Source organism: Rudanella paleaurantiibacter (assembly GCF_009184635.1).
Classification (GTDB): Bacteria; Bacteroidota; Bacteroidia; order Cytophagales; family Spirosomataceae; genus Rudanella; species Rudanella paleaurantiibacter.
Genome location: NZ_WELI01000010.1, coordinates 168,602 through 188,584, shown reverse-complemented (window position 1 = coordinate 188,584; position 19,983 = coordinate 168,602). Strand labels below are relative to the sequence as shown.

General features: G+C 56.2%; 20 protein-coding genes. 17 read left to right on the top strand and 3 right to left on the bottom strand.

The genetic code is table 11. From position 1 onward, the window contains the following. Nucleotides 1–35: 35 nt before the first annotated feature. On the top strand, nucleotides 36–1,334 hold the full coding sequence (locus tag F5984_RS21510) for an MFS transporter (RefSeq protein ID WP_152126276.1): 1,299 nt from the start codon (nucleotides 36–38) through the stop codon (nucleotides 1,332–1,334). 10 nt (nucleotides 1,335–1,344) lie between these two features. On the opposite strand, the gene F5984_RS21505 is transcribed toward F5984_RS21510, so the two are convergent. Further along, the gene (locus F5984_RS21505) at nucleotides 1,345–1,701 is read right to left on the bottom strand and encodes a type II toxin-antitoxin system VapC family toxin (RefSeq protein ID WP_152126275.1); all 357 of its coding nucleotides are present in this window, start codon (nucleotides 1,699–1,701) and stop codon (nucleotides 1,345–1,347) included. Nucleotides 1,702–1,711: 10 nt separating this feature from the next. Beyond that, nucleotides 1,712–1,891, bottom strand: a complete 180-nt coding sequence (locus F5984_RS21500; RefSeq protein ID WP_152126274.1) for a hypothetical protein — start codon at nucleotides 1,889–1,891, stop codon at nucleotides 1,712–1,714. 57 nt (nucleotides 1,892–1,948) lie between these two features. On the opposite strand from F5984_RS21500, the gene F5984_RS21495 reads away from it, so the two are divergent. The 13 genes from F5984_RS21495 to F5984_RS21435 all read left to right on the top strand — a co-directional run bounded on the left by F5984_RS21495 (nucleotide 1,949) and on the right by F5984_RS21435 (nucleotide 16,197). Next, nucleotides 1,949–3,439, top strand: a complete 1,491-nt coding sequence (locus tag F5984_RS21495; RefSeq protein WP_152126273.1) for an acyl-CoA synthetase — start codon at nucleotides 1,949–1,951, stop codon at nucleotides 3,437–3,439. Between the two features lie 129 nt (nucleotides 3,440–3,568). After that, nucleotides 3,569–3,964: a malonate transporter subunit MadL gene (gene madL / locus F5984_RS21490; RefSeq protein WP_152126272.1), complete on the top strand. Its 396-nt coding sequence runs from the start codon at nucleotides 3,569–3,571 to the stop codon at nucleotides 3,962–3,964. Next, entirely contained in the window at nucleotides 3,939–4,703 is a 765-nt protein-coding gene (gene madM / locus F5984_RS21485; protein ID WP_152126271.1) for a malonate transporter subunit MadM, read from the top strand. The genes madL and madM overlap by 26 nt, the downstream gene beginning before the upstream one ends. Before the next feature lie 56 nt (nucleotides 4,704–4,759). After that, nucleotides 4,760–6,220 (top strand): BTAD domain-containing putative transcriptional regulator, encoded by a 1,461-nt coding sequence (locus F5984_RS21480; protein WP_152126270.1) that lies wholly within the window; start codon nucleotides 4,760–4,762, stop codon nucleotides 6,218–6,220. 84 nt (nucleotides 6,221–6,304) lie between these two features. Beyond that, on the top strand, nucleotides 6,305–7,534 hold the full coding sequence (locus tag F5984_RS21475; RefSeq protein ID WP_152126269.1) for a cytochrome P450: 1,230 nt from the start codon (nucleotides 6,305–6,307) through the stop codon (nucleotides 7,532–7,534). A 47-nt stretch (nucleotides 7,535–7,581) separates the two neighbouring features. Further along, complete coding sequence (locus F5984_RS21470) at nucleotides 7,582–8,655, top strand: PEP/pyruvate-binding domain-containing protein (protein ID WP_152126268.1); 1,074 nt, start codon at nucleotides 7,582–7,584, stop codon at nucleotides 8,653–8,655. A gap of 136 nt (nucleotides 8,656–8,791) precedes the next feature. After that, complete coding sequence (locus F5984_RS21465) at nucleotides 8,792–10,603, top strand: PEP-utilizing enzyme (protein WP_152126267.1); 1,812 nt, start codon at nucleotides 8,792–8,794, stop codon at nucleotides 10,601–10,603. 215 nt (nucleotides 10,604–10,818) lie between these two features. Then, entirely contained in the window at nucleotides 10,819–11,409 is a 591-nt protein-coding gene (locus F5984_RS21460) for an HD domain-containing protein (RefSeq protein WP_152126266.1), read from the top strand. A gap of 2 nt (nucleotides 11,410–11,411) precedes the next feature. Further along, nucleotides 11,412–12,839, top strand: a complete 1,428-nt coding sequence (locus tag F5984_RS21455; protein ID WP_152126265.1) for an aldehyde dehydrogenase family protein — start codon at nucleotides 11,412–11,414, stop codon at nucleotides 12,837–12,839. A gap of 3 nt (nucleotides 12,840–12,842) precedes the next feature. Continuing rightward, complete coding sequence (locus tag F5984_RS21450) at nucleotides 12,843–13,490, top strand: HD domain-containing protein (protein ID WP_152126264.1); 648 nt, start codon at nucleotides 12,843–12,845, stop codon at nucleotides 13,488–13,490. Nucleotides 13,491–13,643: 153 nt separating this feature from the next. Continuing rightward, the gene (locus tag F5984_RS21445) at nucleotides 13,644–14,399 is read left to right on the top strand and encodes an SDR family NAD(P)-dependent oxidoreductase (RefSeq protein ID WP_152126263.1); all 756 of its coding nucleotides are present in this window, start codon (nucleotides 13,644–13,646) and stop codon (nucleotides 14,397–14,399) included. Nucleotides 14,400–14,671: 272 nt separating this feature from the next. Further along, entirely contained in the window at nucleotides 14,672–14,992 is a 321-nt protein-coding gene (locus F5984_RS21440) for a 2Fe-2S iron-sulfur cluster-binding protein (RefSeq protein ID WP_152126262.1), read from the top strand. Further along, entirely contained in the window at nucleotides 14,989–16,197 is a 1,209-nt protein-coding gene (locus F5984_RS21435; protein WP_152126261.1) for an NAD(P)/FAD-dependent oxidoreductase, read from the top strand. The genes F5984_RS21440 and F5984_RS21435 overlap by 4 nt, the downstream gene beginning before the upstream one ends. Nucleotides 16,198–16,246: 49 nt before the next feature. On the opposite strand, the gene F5984_RS21430 is transcribed toward F5984_RS21435, so the two are convergent. After that, complete coding sequence (locus tag F5984_RS21430; RefSeq protein ID WP_152126260.1) at nucleotides 16,247–17,125, bottom strand: helix-turn-helix domain-containing protein; 879 nt, start codon at nucleotides 17,123–17,125, stop codon at nucleotides 16,247–16,249. A 193-nt stretch (nucleotides 17,126–17,318) separates the two neighbouring features. On the opposite strand from F5984_RS21430, the gene pcaH reads away from it, so the two are divergent. From pcaH to pcaB, 3 genes are read left to right on the top strand one after another with little or no spacing between them, the layout of a single operon-like run. Then, nucleotides 17,319–18,026, top strand: a complete 708-nt coding sequence (pcaH, locus tag F5984_RS21425; protein WP_152126259.1) for a protocatechuate 3,4-dioxygenase subunit beta — start codon at nucleotides 17,319–17,321, stop codon at nucleotides 18,024–18,026. Between the two features lie 10 nt (nucleotides 18,027–18,036). Beyond that, complete coding sequence (gene pcaG, locus F5984_RS21420) at nucleotides 18,037–18,555, top strand: protocatechuate 3,4-dioxygenase subunit alpha (protein WP_152126258.1); 519 nt, start codon at nucleotides 18,037–18,039, stop codon at nucleotides 18,553–18,555. 24 nt (nucleotides 18,556–18,579) lie between these two features. Continuing rightward, nucleotides 18,580–19,887: a 3-carboxy-cis,cis-muconate cycloisomerase gene (pcaB, locus tag F5984_RS21415; protein WP_152126257.1), complete on the top strand. Its 1,308-nt coding sequence runs from the start codon at nucleotides 18,580–18,582 to the stop codon at nucleotides 19,885–19,887. Nucleotides 19,888–19,983 lie beyond the last annotated feature (96 nt).

The following is a 19,983-nucleotide window of genomic DNA, read 5'->3' as shown; positions in this document are numbered from 1 at the left end:
TCTAAACGCCTTTATTCCCTTACCGGCTCGTATTTATGGAAGTAAGTCCTACCCTGCTGATTGATCAGCGCCCGATTTCGCGGCTCCAGTACGCTACTGTCTGGATTTGTTTTCTGATGAACATGCTCGACGGCATGGATGTCATGGTGATTTCGTACGCGGCCCCGGCCATTGCCAAAAGCTGGAACGTACGGCCCGAAGCCCTCGGAGCGGTGTTCAGCTCGGGCCTGTTCGGGATGACGGCCGGGGCCTTGTTCATGGCCCCCTACGCCGACAAAATCGGCCGCAAAGCCATGATTATGCTCAGTGCCCTGATTATGGGAATCAGTATTTACCTCACGGCGCTGTCGACGGGCATTGGTCACCTGATTATCTACCGGTTTATCAGCGGGTTAGGTATTGGTTGTATGCTGGCGAGTACGGCCGCGCTGGCGTCGGAGTACACCCCCCACAAAACCCGCGATTTCTGGGTGAGCTTCGTCATTGCGGGCTACCCGGTGGGGGCGGTGCTGTCGGGGCTGGTAGCGGCCCGTGTTATTCCCGACCTGGGCTGGCAGAGCATTTTCGAGATTGCGGGCGTGGCCACGTTTGTAACCCTGCCCCTGATTGGGCTTTTCCTGACCGAATCGCTCGAGTTTTATCTTAAATCGCAACCGGCGGGGGCCCTGGAAAAAGCCAATTCGATCCTGACCAAAATGGGGCAATCGACGTACAGCCAACTACCGGCCAAACCGGCTCGTCAGGCTGTTATTCCGGTCAACTCACTGCTGGCCAACGACTACAAGATTCCAACACTTCAGCTTTGGGCGGCCCTGTTTCTGGCGTTTGCCACCCTGTATTTTCTGACCAGCTGGATTCCCAAACTCGCCACCAATGCCGGCCTTTCGATGGAACTGGCCATTTATGCGGGCACGGTGTTTAACGTAGGCGCGTTTTTCGGGATTACCATTCAGGGGTACTTTTCTAGCCGATTTGGCCTCAAACGCACCATCGGTTTATACCTGATTATGACGGGAGTGGTGATGATCGCCTTCCGGTTTTTTATGGGTTCGGATACGCTGTTGCTGGTGTTTGGCCTGCTTGGATTCGGGATTCAGGGCGGCTTCGTGGGGCTTTACGCCGTAGCGGCCCGGATGTACCCAACCGAGTTTCGGACAACGGGCGTGGGCTGGGCTATCGGCATGGGCCGGCTGGGGGGAATCATTGGCCCGGCAGTGGGCGGTATTCTGATCGGAATGGGGCTCTCGATGGTCACTAACTTCCTGATCTACGCCGTTCCGACCATTTTCGCGGGCATCATGACCCTGTATATTTCCTCGAAAAAAGTGAGTTAGGTCAAGGGCACTAATACTCCAGTAAGATGAGGTCTAACCCACTTATTTTGGCGAAGTCTGTATCGAATGTGAGCAGCGGAATACCTAAAAATAGTGCTGTAGCAGCAATGACAGCATCTGGGAGCTTGATGCGATGCCTTTTACGAAGCTGAATTGTCTGCGCTTTAATGGCAGGAATCAGTTCAATGAGTCGACAATTTTCATCATCAATGAAATACCGAATTTGCTGTTCACTTTCTTCATCAAGACGAGGAAAACTGAGCAACTCAATTTCAGTGATAGCAGAAATATACAAGACTTTATCCTCAATGGCTTCGACTACTTTTTCGCTTCCATTAAAGAAATAAATCAGGGAGTTCGTGTCCATCAAGATGGAATCACTGCCACTCATCGCGCATCTGTTTTTGATACGTCAAGCCATCGACGGGGAATTTAATCTTCCCTGCATACTTTTTCGGGTCGAAACCTTTGCGGGCTTTTTTGGGCTGGCTCGCTATTCGTTTCAAAGCCTCATCAACGGCTGAGGCTGGCGCATCTTTAGGAATCCGAATAACCATGCTGTTCTCTTTTTAATCAAATATACAACGACAACCTGACACATAAAAGACCATTTCATGCAAGGAATTTTTACCAATGCGTACCGTAACCCGGCCGCTACGGCGATTGTGGCCGACGGTCATGCCTACACCTATGGTCAATTGCTCGATGCCTCGGCCCTGATGGCTACGCAACTCCTCAACGGCACTACCGACCTCGCCGAAGCCCGTGTTGCGTTTATGGTAACGCCCGGCTTCGACTACGTACGGGTACAATGGGGAATCTGGCGGGCGGGTGGTGTTGCGGTGCCCCTGGCCCTGTCGTACCCGCTGCCGTCGTTGCGCTATGTGATTGAGGACACCGACGCCCAAATTGTGGTTGCCGATACGGCACATGCCCAAATACTGGCTCCTCTGGCGGCCGAAAAAGGGTTTCGGTTGATTACCCTCGGCGACGATGAGCCAAGCCTTCAGCCCGCCACGCTGCCTAACCTGACACCCGAACGCCGGGCCATGATTCTGTACACGAGCGGCACCACCAACCTGCCCAAAGGGGTAGTGACTACGCACGCCAATCTTGAAACTCAGATTTCGACCCTCATCGACGCCTGGCAGTGGTCGTCGGCCGATTACACATTGTGCGTGTTGCCCCTGCATCATGTGCACGGTATTGTCAATGTGGTGTCGTGCGCACTTTGGGCGGGGGCTACGGTGCAGTTTATGCCCCAATTCTCGGCCGAAGCCGTTTTCGACACCTTCGCCGAGGGGCGTGTCAATGTATTTATGGCCGTTCCGACCATCTATTTCAAACTGATTTCGTACTGGGAGAGCCAACCCGCCCCACGTCAGGAGGCTATTTCGGCCGTATTAGCCCGGTTCCGGCTAATGGTGTCGGGCTCGGCTGCGCTGCCGGTGTCGGTGCTCGAAAAATGGCAGGGCATCAGCGGGCATACGCTGCTCGAACGGTACGGCATGACCGAAATCGGCATGGGAATCAGCAACCCCTACGTGGGCGAGCGCCGGGTTGGCTGCATCGGAAAACCTTTGCCCGGTGTGGGGGTTCGGCTGGTGGATGAAGCCAACGCCGAAGTTGGCAACGGGCAACCGGGCGAAATTCAGATCAAAGGGGCCAATGTGTTTCTGGAATACTGGAACCGCCCCGAAGCCACCCAAAACGCGTTTACCCCCGACGGCTGGTTCCGTACGGGCGACATTGCCGTGGTCGAAGATGGCTACTACCGTATGCTCGGCCGCGACTCTATTGACATCATCAAATCGGGGGGCTATAAAATATCGGCTCTTGAAATCGAGGAAGTTTTGCGCACCCACCCCGCCCTGAGCGATTGCAGCGTGGTTGGGGTGCCCAACGACGAGTGGGGCGAACTGGTTTGTGCCGCGTTGGTACTAAAAGATTCTTCGGTTTCCGCAGCCGACATTAACACCTGGTTACGGGAGCAGATGCCAGCCTACAAAATTCCCCGGCAGTACCGAATCGTGGACGAGCTACCCCGCAATGCAATGGGCAAGGTGACTAAAAACGACCTTAAACCTTTGTTTCAAACGGCTTAAAAACACAAAACCATAAACTCATCTCAGTACTGGACATTGGACTTTAGACACTGGACTTTAGACCTGTTGAGCGGTTGTAGCGAAGTCTAAAGTATCATGTCCAGCACTGAATAAACTCATCCCAAACCGATGATTATTTACGGCGTTGCCATTCTGGCATTTTGCTATGTGATGGGTCAACTGGCGGGCGAACTTCTGGGTCAGCTCATTGGCGTTGACGCCAACGTGGGCGGGGTTGGCTTTGCCATGCTGCTGCTGATTCTGTTTAACGACTGGTTCACCCAAAAAGGGTATACCGACCGCCTGACCGAAGGCGGTATCCAGTTCTGGAGCCAGATGTACATCCCGATTGTGGTGGCTATGTCGGCCACACAAAACGTGAAAGTGGCCGTTTCGAGCGGTCTGATTGCTGTACTGGCGGGCGTTGTTCCGGTACTCCTGTGCGGGGCCGTAATTCCGCTGCTGGCCAAACTCACTACTCCCAAAACCACCGAACAACATGGAGCTTATAGGCCGGTTTCTTGAAAAAAATGGGCTGATTGTCGCGTTTCTGCTCGTCGGTCTGCTCATGTACCTCTCCGAGATTCTTTCGCGCCGGCTCACCAACCGTAAAATCCCCGGCTCTGCCATTGCTATTTTGGCCGGGCTTACCCTCGCCTACTGGGGAGGGCTGTATTCCGGGGGCGAAAAAGGGGTAGCTGATCTGAAAATCTTTTCGGGTTTCGGGCTGATGGGCGGGGCTATGTTTCGCGATTTTGCCATTGTCTCCACCGCCATGGGTGCCAGCTTTACGGTGATGCGCCAAACCGGTTGGGTAGGTGCACTGTCGCTGTTTCTGGGCATTGTGCTTTCGTTTGTGGGTGGCGTAGCGGTAGGGTTGCTCTGGGGGTACACCGACGCCGTCAGTCTGACTACCATCGGGGCCGGTGCCTGTACGTACATTGTGGGGCCGGTAACGGGCGCGGCCATTGGGGCCAGCTCCGACGTGATGGCCCTGAGTATTGCCGCAGGCGTGGTGAAAGCCGTGGTAGTGACCATTGGTACCCCGCTGATGGCCCGCAGCATTGGCCTGAATAATCCGCACACGGCCATGATTTTCGGTGGGCTGATGGGCACCACCAGTGGCGTCTCGGCCGGATTAGCCGCCACCGACCCAAAACTGGTGCCTTACGGCGCCTTAACAGCCACGTTTTATACGGGGCTCGGTTGTCTGGCGTGTCCTTCCGTCTTGTATCTGCTGATGCGCCTGGTGTTTGGCGGGTAACGAGCTGATTAAACTGCTCGTTTTATCTTTACCGTTCTAACGACCCCGCTCCCGTCATGTCGCGTTTTATCGGCCTGTTTACCGCATCGGAAGAAAGCCTCTGGCAGGGGGTTACGGCTCTCTTGTCGGCCGGGCAAACCGTGTACATCACCGACGAACACACCCTGCCACAGGTTCGGGCGGCCTTGCCCGTGAGCGATTCGGTGGAGGTGGTGTCTTCGGCAGAGGTTTACCTGCGCGAGTTGGTGGTGCGGGCCCGGCCCGTGGTGGAGTCCCTCGCCCGGCGGCTCGATGAGCTGCCCCCCGGCCCCGTGACCGTTTTTCTGGAAATGACCTGGGCCGTGCGGACCCCTTCGGGCGACATCTACCTCCGCGAACTTCAGGAAGCCCTGCAACAACTGCTTGCTGAGCGCCCTGCCCTAACGCTCGTTTGCCTGTACAACGAGTCGATTCTGCTCGAAGACCAGTTGTTACTCGGTCTGTTTTCGCACCCGGTCGTGTATGCGCAGGCGGGGGTTTGCCCAAACCCCTACTACCTGCCGCCCGCCATCATTCGGAAAAACAACGCCAAGCAGCGGTTCGATTACTGGCTGGCCAACATCGACCCACACCGGGCCGCCCCCACGCCATCACCAGCCAAAGACCCCGTTGCCGAAAAAAAAGCGTACCCGGTTGAGAAACCGTTTCAGAAAATGGTGGCCCAAACCGCCGAAGGACGCTGGAAAATCCGGTGCTTTGGCGAACTCCGGATTCACCGCGAAAACGGCGAACTGGTCGACTGGAACACCAAGGCTGGCTCTACCCGGAAGCTCAAAACCATTTTCGCGTTTTTGCTGCTGCGGGGCGAAAAAGGAGCCACCGCCGACGAAATGGCCGACCTGCTCTGGCCAGAAGCCGAAAGCGAACAGCAGGCCATGAACCGACTCTACCATGCCGTACGCTACCTCCGGGCCGTACTCAACGGCAGTGCCACCGACACCCGGCAGTCGTCGTTTGTGGTGCAACAGAGTTCAATTTATTACCTCCGCCTGCCCTACGATAGCTGGATTGACCTGCCTATGTTTCAGGAGCTGTGCTTCAAGGGGAATCAGCATCTGACCGACGGTAATCTGGAAGCGGGTAAGATATGCTACGAATCGGCCGAACGATTGTATAGTGGCGACCTGTTCAACGATATTCCGCTCAAGTACATCGACAACAACGAAAACGACTGGTGCTGGAGCAAACGCACCTGGTACCGCGATATGTACCACAAACTGCTCTACAGCCTGGCCCGGATTCACCGGCAAATGGGCAACCTGGCCCAGGCCATTGCCTACGCCGATAAAACCCTCGACGAAAACCCGAACCTGGAAGAAGGCCACCGCGAAAAAATGCTGGCCCTGGCCGAATCGGGCCGAATAGATGCTTTACATCGGCAATACCGGATTTACGCTGAATCGCGTAAAAAATTCAACCTGGGGGCTCCTTCCGACGAAATCCGGTTATTGTACCTAAATCTTTCAAGAAATAATTAAAAAACTTCTATAAAAACCAAAGATTAACCAAAGAAAGGCCAGTTATATTTGGTTACGTTTTTACAAAACCAACGTGTAACGCCCATGAGTGGTTGCCCCTATCACCAGACCCGCGAGGAGTTCAAGCCTTTCGACTTGACCAACCCCTTTCCGTTTTACAAGCAGGCCCGTGAAGAGGAGCCTGTTTTCTTCAGCGAAGAACTCGGCTACTATGTCGTGACCCGCTACGAAGACATCAAGGCGGTTTTCAGCAACTGGAAAACGTACACCTCCGAAAACGCACAGTCGCCGTTTAAGCCCATTGCCCCCAAAGCCAAGGCCCTCATGGAAGCACACGGCATGATTGGGCTGTCGGGGCTGTCGGGGCGTATCCCACCCGACCATACCCGCATCCGGCGCATTGTGAGCATGGCGTTCAACGTAAGCCGGTTCAAGAAACTGGAGCCGCGCATTCGGGAGCTGGCAATTAACATGATTGGTCAGTTTCAGGCCGATGGCCACGCCGAAATGGTCCGTCAGTTGGCCTACGACCTGCCTGCCTTTGTTATTTTCATGCTCCTGGGCGTACCCAATGAAGATGTGCAGCAGGTGAAAAGCTGGGCCGAAAGCCGCCTGCTCATGACCTGGGGCGACCTGACCGAAGACGAGCAGCTGGTTCATGCCGAGAACATGATTAAGTACTGGAACTACTGCCAGAATCTGGTGAAGCTACGTCACGAAAACCCCACCGACGACCTCCCCGGCGACCTGGTTCGGCTTCAGGCCGAAGGGCACGAAATAAGCGACCGCGAGATTGCCGCCATGTGCTACAGCCAGTTGTTTGCAGGCCACGAAACTACCACCTCGCTTATTGGCAACGCCATCCGGGAGTTGCTGCTCAAGCGCGAAAGCTGGGAGGCTATCTGCGCCAATCCGGCCCTCATTCCGAACGCGATTGAAGAGGTGCTGCGGTATTCACCCTCCATTGTATCATGGCGTCGGCGGGCCCTCGAAGACAGCACCATCGGCGGGGTACACATCCCGGCGGGCTCAAACCTGCTGCTTGTGATGGGCTCAGCCAACCGCGACGAAGCTCAGTTTGAACAAGGCGAAACCTTTGATATTGAACGCACCAACGCCAAAGAGCACCTGTCGTTTGGGTACGGGATACACTTCTGCCTCGGCTCTCCCCTGGCCAAGCTCGAATCCAAAATTGTCCTGGAAGAACTCACCCGCCTGATCCCGAATCTCCGCATCAAGCCCGATCAGGTGTTCAAATTTGCCCCCAACACCTCCTTCCGTGCCCCCGTAGCCGTTGAGGTGGAGTGGGAATAAAGCTGAACGCCAATTCGCTCATTAACCCTTGTAAGCATTCCTACCTGATGAAGTATACCCTGTTTTTCAAAGAAGCCCAACCCGAAGACTACCCTCTGCTGGGTGGTAAGGGTGCCAGTTTGGCCAGCATGAGCGCGGCTAACCTGCCCGTACCGGTTGGTTTTTGCGTGACCACGCACGCTTATTCGGCGTTTCTGCACGCATCGGACCTGTTCGACACGATTATGGCTCAGGTCGACGGGATTGACTGTGCCGATGTGGCTCAGCTCGACCAAAAGTCGGCCGAAATCCGGGCCCTGCTTCTGGACAAACCCCTGCCGGCCGAGGTTGAATCGGTGATTCGGGGTTCGTACCGGCAACTGTGCGACCTGACCGGCCTGCCGGGCACCCTGCCCGTAGCGGTGCGGTCGAGCGCCACGGCCGAAGACCTGCCCGACGCGAGCTTTGCCGGTCAGCAGGACACCTACCTCTGGGTAGTTGGTGAAGATGAAGTGATTGAACACGTACGCCGGTGCTGGGCCAGCCTCTACACGGCCCGCGCCATCAACTACCGCCGGAATCAGAATATCCCCGAAAACGATGTGCTGATGAGCGTAGTGGTGCAAAAGATGGTCAACGCCCGCACAGCCGGGGTAGCCATGACCCTCAACCCCACTAACGGCGACCGGTCTAAAATTGTGATTGATGCCTCCTGGGGACTGGGTGAGGCCGTGGTATCGGGCGAGGTAACCCCTGATAACTTCCTGGTCGACAAGGTGATGCTGGAAATTATCAAAGCAGACATTCAGCACAAGGCCATCGAACACGTGCCCGACCGGGTTAATCGCCGGGTACTCACCCGCGATATTGAGCCCGACCGGGCTGCTCAGCCCTGCCTCACCGACGATGAGGTGAAAGCCGTGTGCCGAATCGCCAAAACGATTGAAAAGCACTACCGCTGCCCGCAGGACATTGAGTGGGCGCTGGATGCCGACCTCCCCGACGGCGAGAACTTTACGCTCCTGCAAAGCCGCCCCGAAACGGTCTGGACACAGAAAAAAGCGACCACCCAGGCCACGACCAAAACCGGCATGGAGGGCATTCTGAATACCCTGATGAACCCACTCGCGGCCCGTCAGTAACCTCCTTTTACCCCCGTAACATACGATCAACCGGCTTCAGGTTCACCCGTTTGCACAGCCTCTAGGGCAAACTCGGTGGACCAGAAGTCCGGCTACTGCTCACCCGTAATCGAATTTCCTTTAACCACAATCCAGCATGGACAACAAATTCATTAGCCCGTATGACCACCACGCGCCAGCGGGTGCCGAGAATTGGAAAGACCTGTACCCGTACTATATGGTGTTTCAGGACAACCTCAAGGAGTCGGAAAATGCCAAGTTTTTCTTCTGCGACTCGCAGCACTGGCCCAATGTGTTTAAACCGTTCGACGCCATTACGGTTGAGTTTGCCGTAAAGTGCCTGAGCCAGTACAACACCCGGCAGTGGCTTATTCCGCCCGCCAACGGCATCGACTTCAAAATTCACAACGGCTACTGCTACATGAGCCCCGTAGCTGTGGCTCCTGAGCTGATTGCCGAGCGCGTACCGCAGTTTCTGGAGCGGGCCGGGTTCTACTTCCAGAACTGGAACGACCTGCTCGACAACTGGCACAAAAAAGTAAAAGCGACCATCGACGAGATGGAAGCCGTTACGTTTGAACCGCTGCCGGAAGTGATTCCGATGGACTGGGTAACGGGCGGTGTGGGCCTCGACCCTACCTACCACCTCATTCATAACTACACCAAAATGATTGACCTGTGTTACAAGACATGGATGTATCATTTTGAGTTTCTGAACCTTGGCTACGCAGCTTATCTCGATTTCTTCGGGTTCTGCAAAGAGGCTTTCCCCGGTATCCCCGATCTGTCGATTGCCAAAATGGTACAGGGTATCGACTCGGAGCTGTTCCGGCCCGACGATGAACTGCGTAAGCTGGCCAAGCGGGCCGTGGAACTGGGTGTAGCCGATACCCTCATCAACCACGATCTGACGGCAGCGCTGGCGGCCCTCGCCGAAACCGAAGCCGGGCAGCAGTGGATTGCCGCCTGGGAAGGAGCCAAGTACCCCTGGTTCAACTTCACGGTGGGCAACGGCTTCTACTCGACCGATAAATACTGGATTGAGCACCTCGAAATTCCGTTTGGCTACGTGCAGGACTACGCCCGCAAGGTGCTGGCTGGTGATAGCATCGACCGCCCAACAGAGGCCATTGCCGCTGAGCGCGAACGCATTACCGAAGAATACCGCGACTCACTCTTTGACGAGGAAGCTCAGGCTGCTTTTGATGGCAAGCTGGGGCTGGCCCGCGTGGTGTTCCCCTATGTAGAGAACCACAATTTCTACATTGAGCACTGGGCAATGAGCGTGTTCTGGCGGAAAATGCGCGACCTGGCCAACGTACTCACGGGCGCGGGCTTCTTTGCCGACCCGAACGATATGTTCTACTTCCGGCGCGAAGAAATCCAGAACCTCCTGTTCGACTACGGTCGGGGTTGGGCCATGGGTGTACCGGCCATCGGGCCAAGCTACCTGCCCGGCGAAGTAGCCCGCCGGAAAGCCATCGTCGACGCGCTGTCGACGGCACCACCCAAGCCAGCCTTCAACGAGCCGCCGACCGTAGTAACCGAGCCCTTTACCATTATGCTCTGGGGTATTACCACCGAAAGCGTGCAGGGCTGGCTGACCACAGCCGAGGTAACCAACAAACTCAAAGGCATGGCGGCTTCGCCGGGCACGGTGGAAGGTGTGGCCCGTGTCATCAACAACGCCGATGAGCTGGGTCTGCTTCAGGAAGGCGAAATTCTGGTGACCCGTATCACCGCCCCCAGCTGGGCACCGGTGTTCGGCAAAATCCGGGCAACTGTCACCGACATTGGCGGCATGATGTCGCACGCGGCTATTGTATGCCGCGAGTACGGCCTGCCCGCCGTTACCGGCACGGGTTCGGCCAGCACCACCATTAAAACCGGCGACCTTATCCGTGTTAACGGGGCGCAGGGCGAAGTAACGATTTTACAGGCAGCTTAATTTTTGTTTTGGGTTTATGGTGTTGCTACCTCACCCCCAACCCCTCTCCTTAACCAGGAGAGGGGAGACGAAACCGCCCACCTTGACATTCTGAGGCCACTTTTGGGCCATAGTGAGACCTAAAAGCCTCTACAAGTTGGGGTAGACCGGGGTGAGGTAGCTTCTATCGCACGGCTCAATCATCTAATTTCCAATACCGCTCTTTACCTATTTACATGGACGACGCCCACTCAACCATCCTGAAAGCGGCCGAAACGTATATGCGGGTGCGCCAAAACGATGTGCATATCCCAATCTCATATGGGTACGCCATGCGCCTTGCCCACTCGTACCCGGAGGCCGATAGAGACATTGTGGCTGCGGCCATCATCCTGCACGACATTGGCTGGTACTCTATCGACGAGGACGATATTTTCAAGAAAGGCTTTCAGACCGAAAATTACCTCTACAGCGATGTGCGCTACCTCCACGAGTCGGAGGGCGTTCGGTTGTCGGCCCCGTTGCTGACCGAGCTGGGGTATTCGGCCGACTTTATCCAGCGCGTAGGCACCATTATCGACGGGCACGATACCCGCCGGGAGGCCCACTCGCTCGAAGACAAAATTGTGCGCGATGCCGATAAACTCTGGCGATTTACCGTCACGGGGGTCAGCATTGCCAGTACCTGGTTTAAACTGGTTCCGAGTGGGTACTGCCGTCGGCTCGTGACCGAAGTGATTCCTTATTTGCACCTGCCCGAATCGGTAGCGATGGCCGAGGCCGACCTCGCCGATACCCGCGCAACGTTGTGCTGTGACGTAATCTGAGTATGGAAAACTTTATCAAGGGTAGCTGGTCGAAGCCGAATTCGGGGCGATATGCCGAGGTGCTCAACCCCTGTACGGGCGCGGTCGTGGATACGTTTGCCTGTAGCGACCTGACCGATGTGGCGCAGGTAATGCAGGTGGCGCAGGAGGCTTACCGCGACTGGCGCAAAACACCCGTAGCCGTGCGGGCCCGGTTGCAGCACGCAGCCGCCCGCCTGATGCGCGAACAGGCCGACGAACTGGCCCAAATCCTCGCTCAGGAGCTGGGACGACCCATGGTCGGTTGCCAAACCGAGATAAGCCGCAGCGCTGACCTCCTCGACTTTTACGCCGAGGAGGGGCTTCGGCTCAAAGGCGAAATTCCGCTGCATAACCTCGACGGCGAAAAGGCCCTGATTGTCCGCGAACCGGTTGGCGTAGTGGTGGCTATCACCCCGTTCAACTACCCCATTACACTGCTCACCATGAAGCTGGGCGCGGCCCTGATTGCGGGTTGCGCGGTGGTGTCGAAGCCGTCTGAAGATACGCCCCTGTCGACGCTCCGGCTTGCCGAACTGTTTATGCAGGCCGGTTATCCGGCGGGTGTGTTCAACGTGATTACCGGCTATGGCCACGAAATCGGTAACGCCCTGATTGATCACCCGGCTACGGCCAAAATAGCCTTTACGGGCGGTACCGGCACCGGCAAGCGCATTGGCGCATTGGCGGCCATGCACAACAAGCGGGTCACGCTTGAACTGGGCGGGCAGTCGCCGGCTATTGTCTGCGCTGATGCCAACCTCGCCGTGGCCGTACCAGCCATTGTGCGGCACGCGTTTGCCAACAGTGGGCAGTTTTGCTACCGCGTGAACCGGCTGTACGTGCACGAGAGCATCTACGACGGGTTTCTGGAGCAGATGGTGGCGCTCACCGCTAACCTCCGCGTGGGCCATCCCCAGTCGGGGGCCGACATGGGGCCGATGGTGAACGCCAAAATATACCAGAACAGCGAGGTACAGGTAGCCGATGCCCTGAGCAAAGGGGCTGTCCTGAAAACCGGAGGTCAACGGCTAACGGGACCCGACTACGACAATGGCTGGTTTTTCCCGCCAACGGTTCTGGCCAATACCGATCATTCGATGAAAATCATGACCGAAGAGACCTTCGGGCCGGTGGTGGGTGTGATGCCGTTTAGTACCGTGGAAGAAGCCGTCCAACGGGCCAACGATTCAGAATACGGCCTGGCTGGGTATGTGTTTTCAGAAAACCTGAGCACCGGCCTGCGCGTAGCGGAGTCGCTGGAGGCTGGGTCGGTCTGGATTAACAACATCCATCGTTCGTACCACGATGTTCCCTTTGGGGGCTACAAGCAGAGCGGAATCGGGCGGGAGAAAGGCCGGTACGGGGTGGAGGCTTATACCGAGCTGAAAACCATCTACCTCAACTACTAAGCCATGACCTCAACGCAAACCGCTCTCTTTTTCGATACGCCCGCCGGGAATCTGGAGGCTGTTTGGCTCCGGGCGCGGCCGCATCTGAACGTGCGCAACAACGACGAACACACGCTTTTTTCGTTTTTGTACGCCAAAACGCTCTGCGAAACCTACCCCGATGCCGACGCCGGACTCGTACTACCCGCCATTCTGTTGCACGATACGGGCTGGTCGAAGATTCCGCCCGACAAGATTCTGCACGCGTTTGGCCCGAACAATAAGTACCCCGAACTGACACGGCAGCACGAACTGGAAAGCCTCGACATTGCCATGCCGGTGCTGACTCAGTTAGGCTACGCCGATGAGGCCGTCGAGCAGATTCTGAACCTGATCGACGGGCACGATACCACCAAACACGCCCGCTCACTCAATGATGCCATTCATAAAGATGCTGACAAACTTTGGCGGTACACGCCCCACGGCAACCGCATCATTGGCGAGTGGTTCGAAATCGGCCCGGCCCAGGTGCTGGATATACTCGAGAACTTTGTGTTACCGGGTTTTCTGACCGACGAAGGCCGCCGACTGGCAACCCTGCTGCTGCAAACAGCCCGGCTTAATCTGGAAATGAGTGAATGGGGGCGGGTCGTCGCTCCGGGGCGGCAGTGAGTGATTGAGAGCTCAACAACAATAAGTACCCAAGCAAAAGTAAATGCACGATGTAAAATGTATAACAAATCGACTGATAATCAGCCACAACCCCATTATACATTTTACATTGTACACCCAAACTAGACCACTACACTCTTTCACTCTTTATTCATGCTCAACTACACGGACAAAATAGTCGTCATCACTGGGGCTGCCGGGGGCCTCGGCCGAACCTTTGCGCAGGCCTTTGCCGCTCAGGGAGCCCACGTTGTGGCCTGTGACAAAAACAAAGCTGGAGCCGACGAAACAGCCCAACTGGTTGGCGGTCTGGGGCTGGAGGTCGACGTAACGGATGCCGCATCGGTCGAACGCATGACCGGGCAGATTCTGGAAGCCTACGGACGAATTGATGTGCTGATCAACAACGCGGCCATCTACGCGACCATCAACCGCAAGCCGTTTTACGAACTCGCCGATTCGGAATGGGATTTGGTAATGAACGTCAACCTCAAAGGAGTTTGGCAGTGTACCAAAGCGGTAGTCAAGCCCATGATAGAGCGGTTTAAGAACGAGGGCATTGGGGGTAAGATCATCAACATCTCATCGGCAACGGTTATGAGTGGCTCGCCCAACTGGTCGCACTACGTAGCCTCCAAAGGGGGGGTTATTGGCCTCACCCGCTCCATGGCGAAGGAATTGGGTGGTTTCAACATCAACGTTAACGCCATTGCGCCCGGTTTCACCTTGACCGAAGCCAGCCTGAACCTGATGGAAAATGCCGGGCAGTACGGCGTCGACCGGGGGGCTATCAAACGTCCATCAGCCGCCGAAGATATTGCCGGAACAGCCTTATACCTGGCCTCGCCCCTGTCGGATTTTGTAACGGGCCAAACCGTCATTGTCGACGGAGGAAAGCAGTTTATTTAAAAAAAGGAGAAAGGAGGAAGGGAGGAAAGGCAGTAAACGCTATTTCACCCCCATGCCCAGTCCCATCTTCAAATGGCCAACACAAAGATCAGCGTTCATCCGCTCTATCTGTGTCATCTGCGTTCAATTTACACGGATTCGCAATCCAAACGGATTAGCACGCGAATAAAACGGATTAGGCAGATTTTCACCCGTAAATCAGTGGCCTTAGTACGGAACAAACCATTTAATCGAGCAGTGCTGGATCGCTGGCTCATTCACTCAATAGAATCATGCCAAAAGTAACCTACATCGAAACAAGCGGAAAAGAGCATCTGGTCGATCTGCCGCTCGGCGCTACCCTCATGGAAGGGGCTGTACAAAACGACGTGAAAGGCATTGTAGCCGAGTGCGGGGGTTCCTGCATGTGTGCTACCTGCCATGTGTATGTCGACGACGCCTTTCTGGACCGGCTCCCCGACATGGAGGAGGAAGAAAACGAGATGCTCGACGGAGCCTCGGCCGAACGCCGGGCTAACAGCCGACTGGGCTGTCAGGTACGTATCTCGAACCAACTGGACGGGCTGATCGTCCGTATTCCCGATAAACAATGAAACCGCGTATTGTCATAGTCGGGGCGGGTCACGGGGGTATTCAGGCAGCGGCATCGCTCCGCGAAGAGGGTTTCGAGGGAGATATTACGCTGCTTTCTGAAGACCCCGCCCTGCCCTACCAAAAACCACCGCTGAGCAAAGGCTATTTGCAGGGCAAACAAACCGACGAGGCCATCCTGTTTCGGTCGGCAAACTGGTACACCACCAACCAGATTGACCTGCAGTTGGGCGTGTCGGCCACGCACCTCGACCCGGCAACCCATCAGCTGACCACCTCGGCAGGCGATACCCTGACGTACACGCACCTGATTCTGGCAACAGGTGCCGCTAACCGGCGGCTTCCGCTACCCGGTGCCGATGAAGTGTTGTACCTCCGTACCCTGGCCGATGCGCAGCAAATTGGCGACCGCCTGGCGCAGGCCGAGCGGGTCGCCATCATCGGCGGTGGTTTTATCGGCCTCGAACTGGCGGCCGTAGCCGTTGAAAAAGGCAAGGCCGTAACGGTCATCGAGTATCAGCCGCGACTCATGCAGCGGGTGTTACCCCCGGTGATCTCCGACGTGTTTGGGCGTACCCATCTGCAACATGGTGTTCAATTACGGCTGGGCGTGGGGCTACAGGCTATCCAAAAACAAGGACATTCACACACCTTGACCCTGACCGACGGCCAAAGCCTGACTGCCGATCTGGTGGTTGCGGGAATTGGGGTTATTGCCGAAACGGGCTTGGCCGCATCGGCGGGTCTGGTGTGTGAAGATGGTATTCGGATCAATGAATACGGGCAAACCTCGGTACCAGACATCTACGCCATTGGCGACTGTGCCGCGCACGATAACCCTTATGCGGGCAAGTGCCTCCGGCTCGAGTCGGTGCAAAATGCTGTCGACCAGGCCAAAACCGTAGTGAGCCATCTGCTGGGGAATCCACGGCCGTACCGGGCCGTACCCTGGTTCTGGACCAATCAGTACCATCTGAAATTGCAAATGGCCGGGATTTCGGCGGGTTTTGATACCTACGTGATCCGGGGCGACGAAGCCGCCGACAAGTTTTCGGTGTACTACTTCAAAGCGGGCAAGCTGCTGGCGGTCGACTCGCTTAATCGCCCGGCCGACCACCTCAACGCCCGTAAGCTCCTCGAAGCGGGTGTTACGCCCACCGAAGCGCAAATTACCGACCTGATTTTCAACCTCAACGGGGTTTTATAGTCAGGAACACGGATTGCAGGGGGCAACAATCCGTGTTCCAACCTCGCCCCTACTTCCCCTGTCGCCGGAACGCCCCCGGCGTTAGGCCCGTCTGCTTCTTAAACAGGCGCGAAAAGTAAGCCGGGTCTTTGAAATTGAGCAGATACGAGATTTCTGACAGCGAATAACTCGTACCGAGCAGGTATTTCTTCGCTTCGCCAATGAGGTAATCGTGCACCACCTGCAAGGCCGATTTACCCACCACCGACTGGCATACCCGATTCAGATGCACCGTCGTAATTGACAACTCACGGGCGTACTCCTGCACCGATTGGGTTTGGTAGCCCGACTGCCTGATGAGTTTCTGAAACCCCTGAAAATACCCCAGCGTGCGGTTGTCGGCCTTCTGAATAAACACACTCGAAGCCAGACTCAACCGGTATAATTGCACCCAGAGTAGCTGCACCCAAAAGCCCAGCGCCCGCTCCTTCTCCAACTGATCGCCCGCCAGCTCGGCACAGATCCGATCCCGCAGCGCCACCAGTTGAACAAAATCTGGCTCCGACTCACGAAACGTCAGGTGATTCAGTCGGTTTACCTCCAGCAGCACGTGCGGGGCCGTTTTAAAAAAAGCGTCGAGTGCCCCTTCCGTAATTGTAAATACTTCGCCGACCATGCCAGCTTCAAACAGAAACCCATGCAGCGTATTGGTCGGGATAATGAGCACACAGGGCGGATTGAGCGGCACCCGGTTTTGCTCGGTGAGCAACACGCCGTTGCCTGAGGTAAAGAAAAAGACCTGCAACAAGTCAGTGTGCAAATGCGTGTCGATAGCCCAGTCGTACCGCCGACTCCTCACCTCCAGCAATTCATGGTGAATAAAGCCGTCGGTAAACGGATGCTGTTTATCGCCATAGAGCCCTTCAAAGTTTTTGAGTGCCTTCCGCATGGGTTCTGGAGTATCGGTTCTGGTGTCTAATGCGTAAAGCCAGTCGTGCAATTATGTTCCAATTAGACAATTTCAGACCTCAATAACCAATAAATGTTCGATTTGTACAAGCTTAATTTTTATTTATCCAAGATAGTTTAGCACCCTAACGGTAGTTTTGCGTAGTGACTTTCCTAAGCAAATACGCGCACGAATGAGCCAGCTTATCTATAATCCGTTTGATCGGGAGATGCACCCACCGTACCTGTCGCCCGAGTACAAATCAACCCTGTTGCGGGCTCCCAGCCAGCCGTTGGTGGTGGTTAAACAATCGCTTTCCGAACTGTCGGGGCCTGTTTTCGGCGATACGAATGTCGGCCCACTCGACCACGACCTGACCAAAAACGCCCGCCGGAACGGTGAACCCCTCGGTGAACGGATTGTGGTTCACGGTAAAGTGACCGACGAAAACGGCCGACCGGTTCCGTTCACGCTCATCGAGATTTGGCAAGCCAACGCAGCCGGGCGTTACGTCCACAAGGTCGATCAGCACGATGCGCCCTTAGACCCCAATTTTCTGGGTGCGGGCCGGGTTCTGACCGATGCCGAGGGCAACTACAAATTTTACACCATTAAGCCGGGCGCTTACCCGTGGGGCAACCACCACAATGCCTGGCGGCCCAATCACATCCATTTTTCGCTGTTCGGGCCCAACATTACCACCCGGCTCGTCACGCAGATGTACTTCCCCGGCGACCCGCTCCTGCAGTACGACCCTATTTTCCTGGGAGTGCCCCCCAAAGGCCGTGATTTGCTTATTTCAACCTTCGACCTCGACATTACCGAACCCGCTTTTGCCCTGGGCTACCGGTTCGATTTTGTCCTGAGAGGCAGTAAGGCCACCCCTTTCGAAACCGTTTAACCCGACCGACATGCTACAGACACCTTCGCAAACTGTGGGCCCGTACTTCGCTTACGGCCTCACCCCCGAACAATACCTGTACGACTTCAAAAGTCTGGTCGGGAATCAATTGGTTGATCCCCTGAACACCCCCGATGCCATCACCATCACGGGCCGGGTATTCGACGGACAGGGGCAACCCATTGCCGACGCCATGATTGAGCTATGGGACCCCGCCAACAAGCGGTTTGGCCGGTTTGGTACCGGTACCGACCCGCAGAACCGGTTTGTATTTCAGGCCACCAAGCCCGGCTCGGTCGATGGGCAGGCTCCGCACTTCTGGGTGATTGTGTTTATGCGCGGGCAACTGATTCACTCATACACCCGGCTTTATTTTGCCGACGAGGCCGACCTAAACGCAGCCGACCCCCTGCTCAACACCGTACCCACCGAACGGCGGGCAACTCTGCTGGCGCAAAAAGCACCCGGCGGCTATACCTTTGATATTTTTATGCAGGGCGACAACGAAACCGTGTTTTTCGAGGTTTAGCCTGCTCACCCAACCGGCCTGATTATGTCTCTGTACAGCGGTCTTTTTTACAGTTCGGAAGTCGAGCCAATGGTATCGGCCGAGGCCATGCTGGGCCGTATGCTCGCGTTTGAGGGGGCATTGGCACAAGCACAGGCCGGGTGCGGGCTCGTTCCCGAACCGATGGCCCAAATCATTGCCGATTGCTGCGCGCACCCGCTCCTCGACCTTTCGAAACTACAGGCTGAAGTCGCGCTGGGGGGCAATGCCGCCATTCCGCTGGTAAAGCAGCTGACGGCACAGGTACGCGGACAAAGCGAAGAGGCTGCCCGGTACGTGCACCTCGGCGCCACCAGTCAGGATGTCGTCGATACGGCTACCATACTGACAATCAAAGCCTTTTCAGACTGGCTAAACAACCGGCTGGCGGCTGTAGAGGAACAACTTACCCGGCTCACCCGCACCTACCGAACCACCGTGATGCCCGGCCGCACCCTGTTACAACAGGCCAAGCCCATTACGTTTGGGCTCAAAACCGCGGGCTGGCTCGACGCGCTTCGGCGGAGTCGGCAACGGCTGGCGGAGGGGCAAAAACGGGTGCTGGTGCTGCAACTGGCCGGAGCGGTCGGAAGCCGTAACGCGTCGATTCCGGCCGGGGTCCATCGGGCAATGGCTACGCGGCTGGGTCTCTCCGAATCGGTTTCGTGGCATACCCAACGCGACAATCTGGCCGAGTTTGGGGCTACGTTGGGGATTCTGACGGGCAGCTTCGGCAAAATAGCCCGCGACATTGCCCTGCTGATGCAAACCGAGGTAGCCGAGGTATTCGAAGGCAAAGCCGAGGGTAAAGGCGGGTCGAGCACAATGCCGCACAAGCGTAATCCGGTTACCTGCACGGCCATATTGGCCAACGCCAACCGGGTGCCGCAGCTGGTAGCAACTCTGCTCGCGGCAATGCCGCAGGAACACGAGCGGTCGGCGGGGTTGTGGCATTCGGAGTGGGATGTGCTGACCGAGATAATGCAGCTCACGGCCGGGGTCGTGGACAAGGGTCTTGATCTACTGACCAATCTGGAAGTAGACCCCGACCGGATGCGGTATAACCTCGAACAAACCAATGGCCTGATTTACGCCGAAACCGTCTCGCTCGCTCTGGCAGCCCATCTGGGGAAAGCCGAAGCCCATGCGAGGGTGGAAGAGGCAAGCCGGGTTGCGGTTGCCGAAAAGCGGCACTTGAAAGCGGTGTTGGAAGGCATGAATCTCCCCCTAACCAACCTCGACGCCCTGTTTGACCCCATGAACTCACTCGGCGAAGCCCTCGCCCTCATTGACTCGGTTCTGGCGAGGTCATAACGAGTTTATAGTTTTTAGTTTATAGTTTTTGGTTAGCTCGCATTGCCGTCTGTCGCCCACACCCATTCACTCATTCACCAATTCGCTCATTCGCTA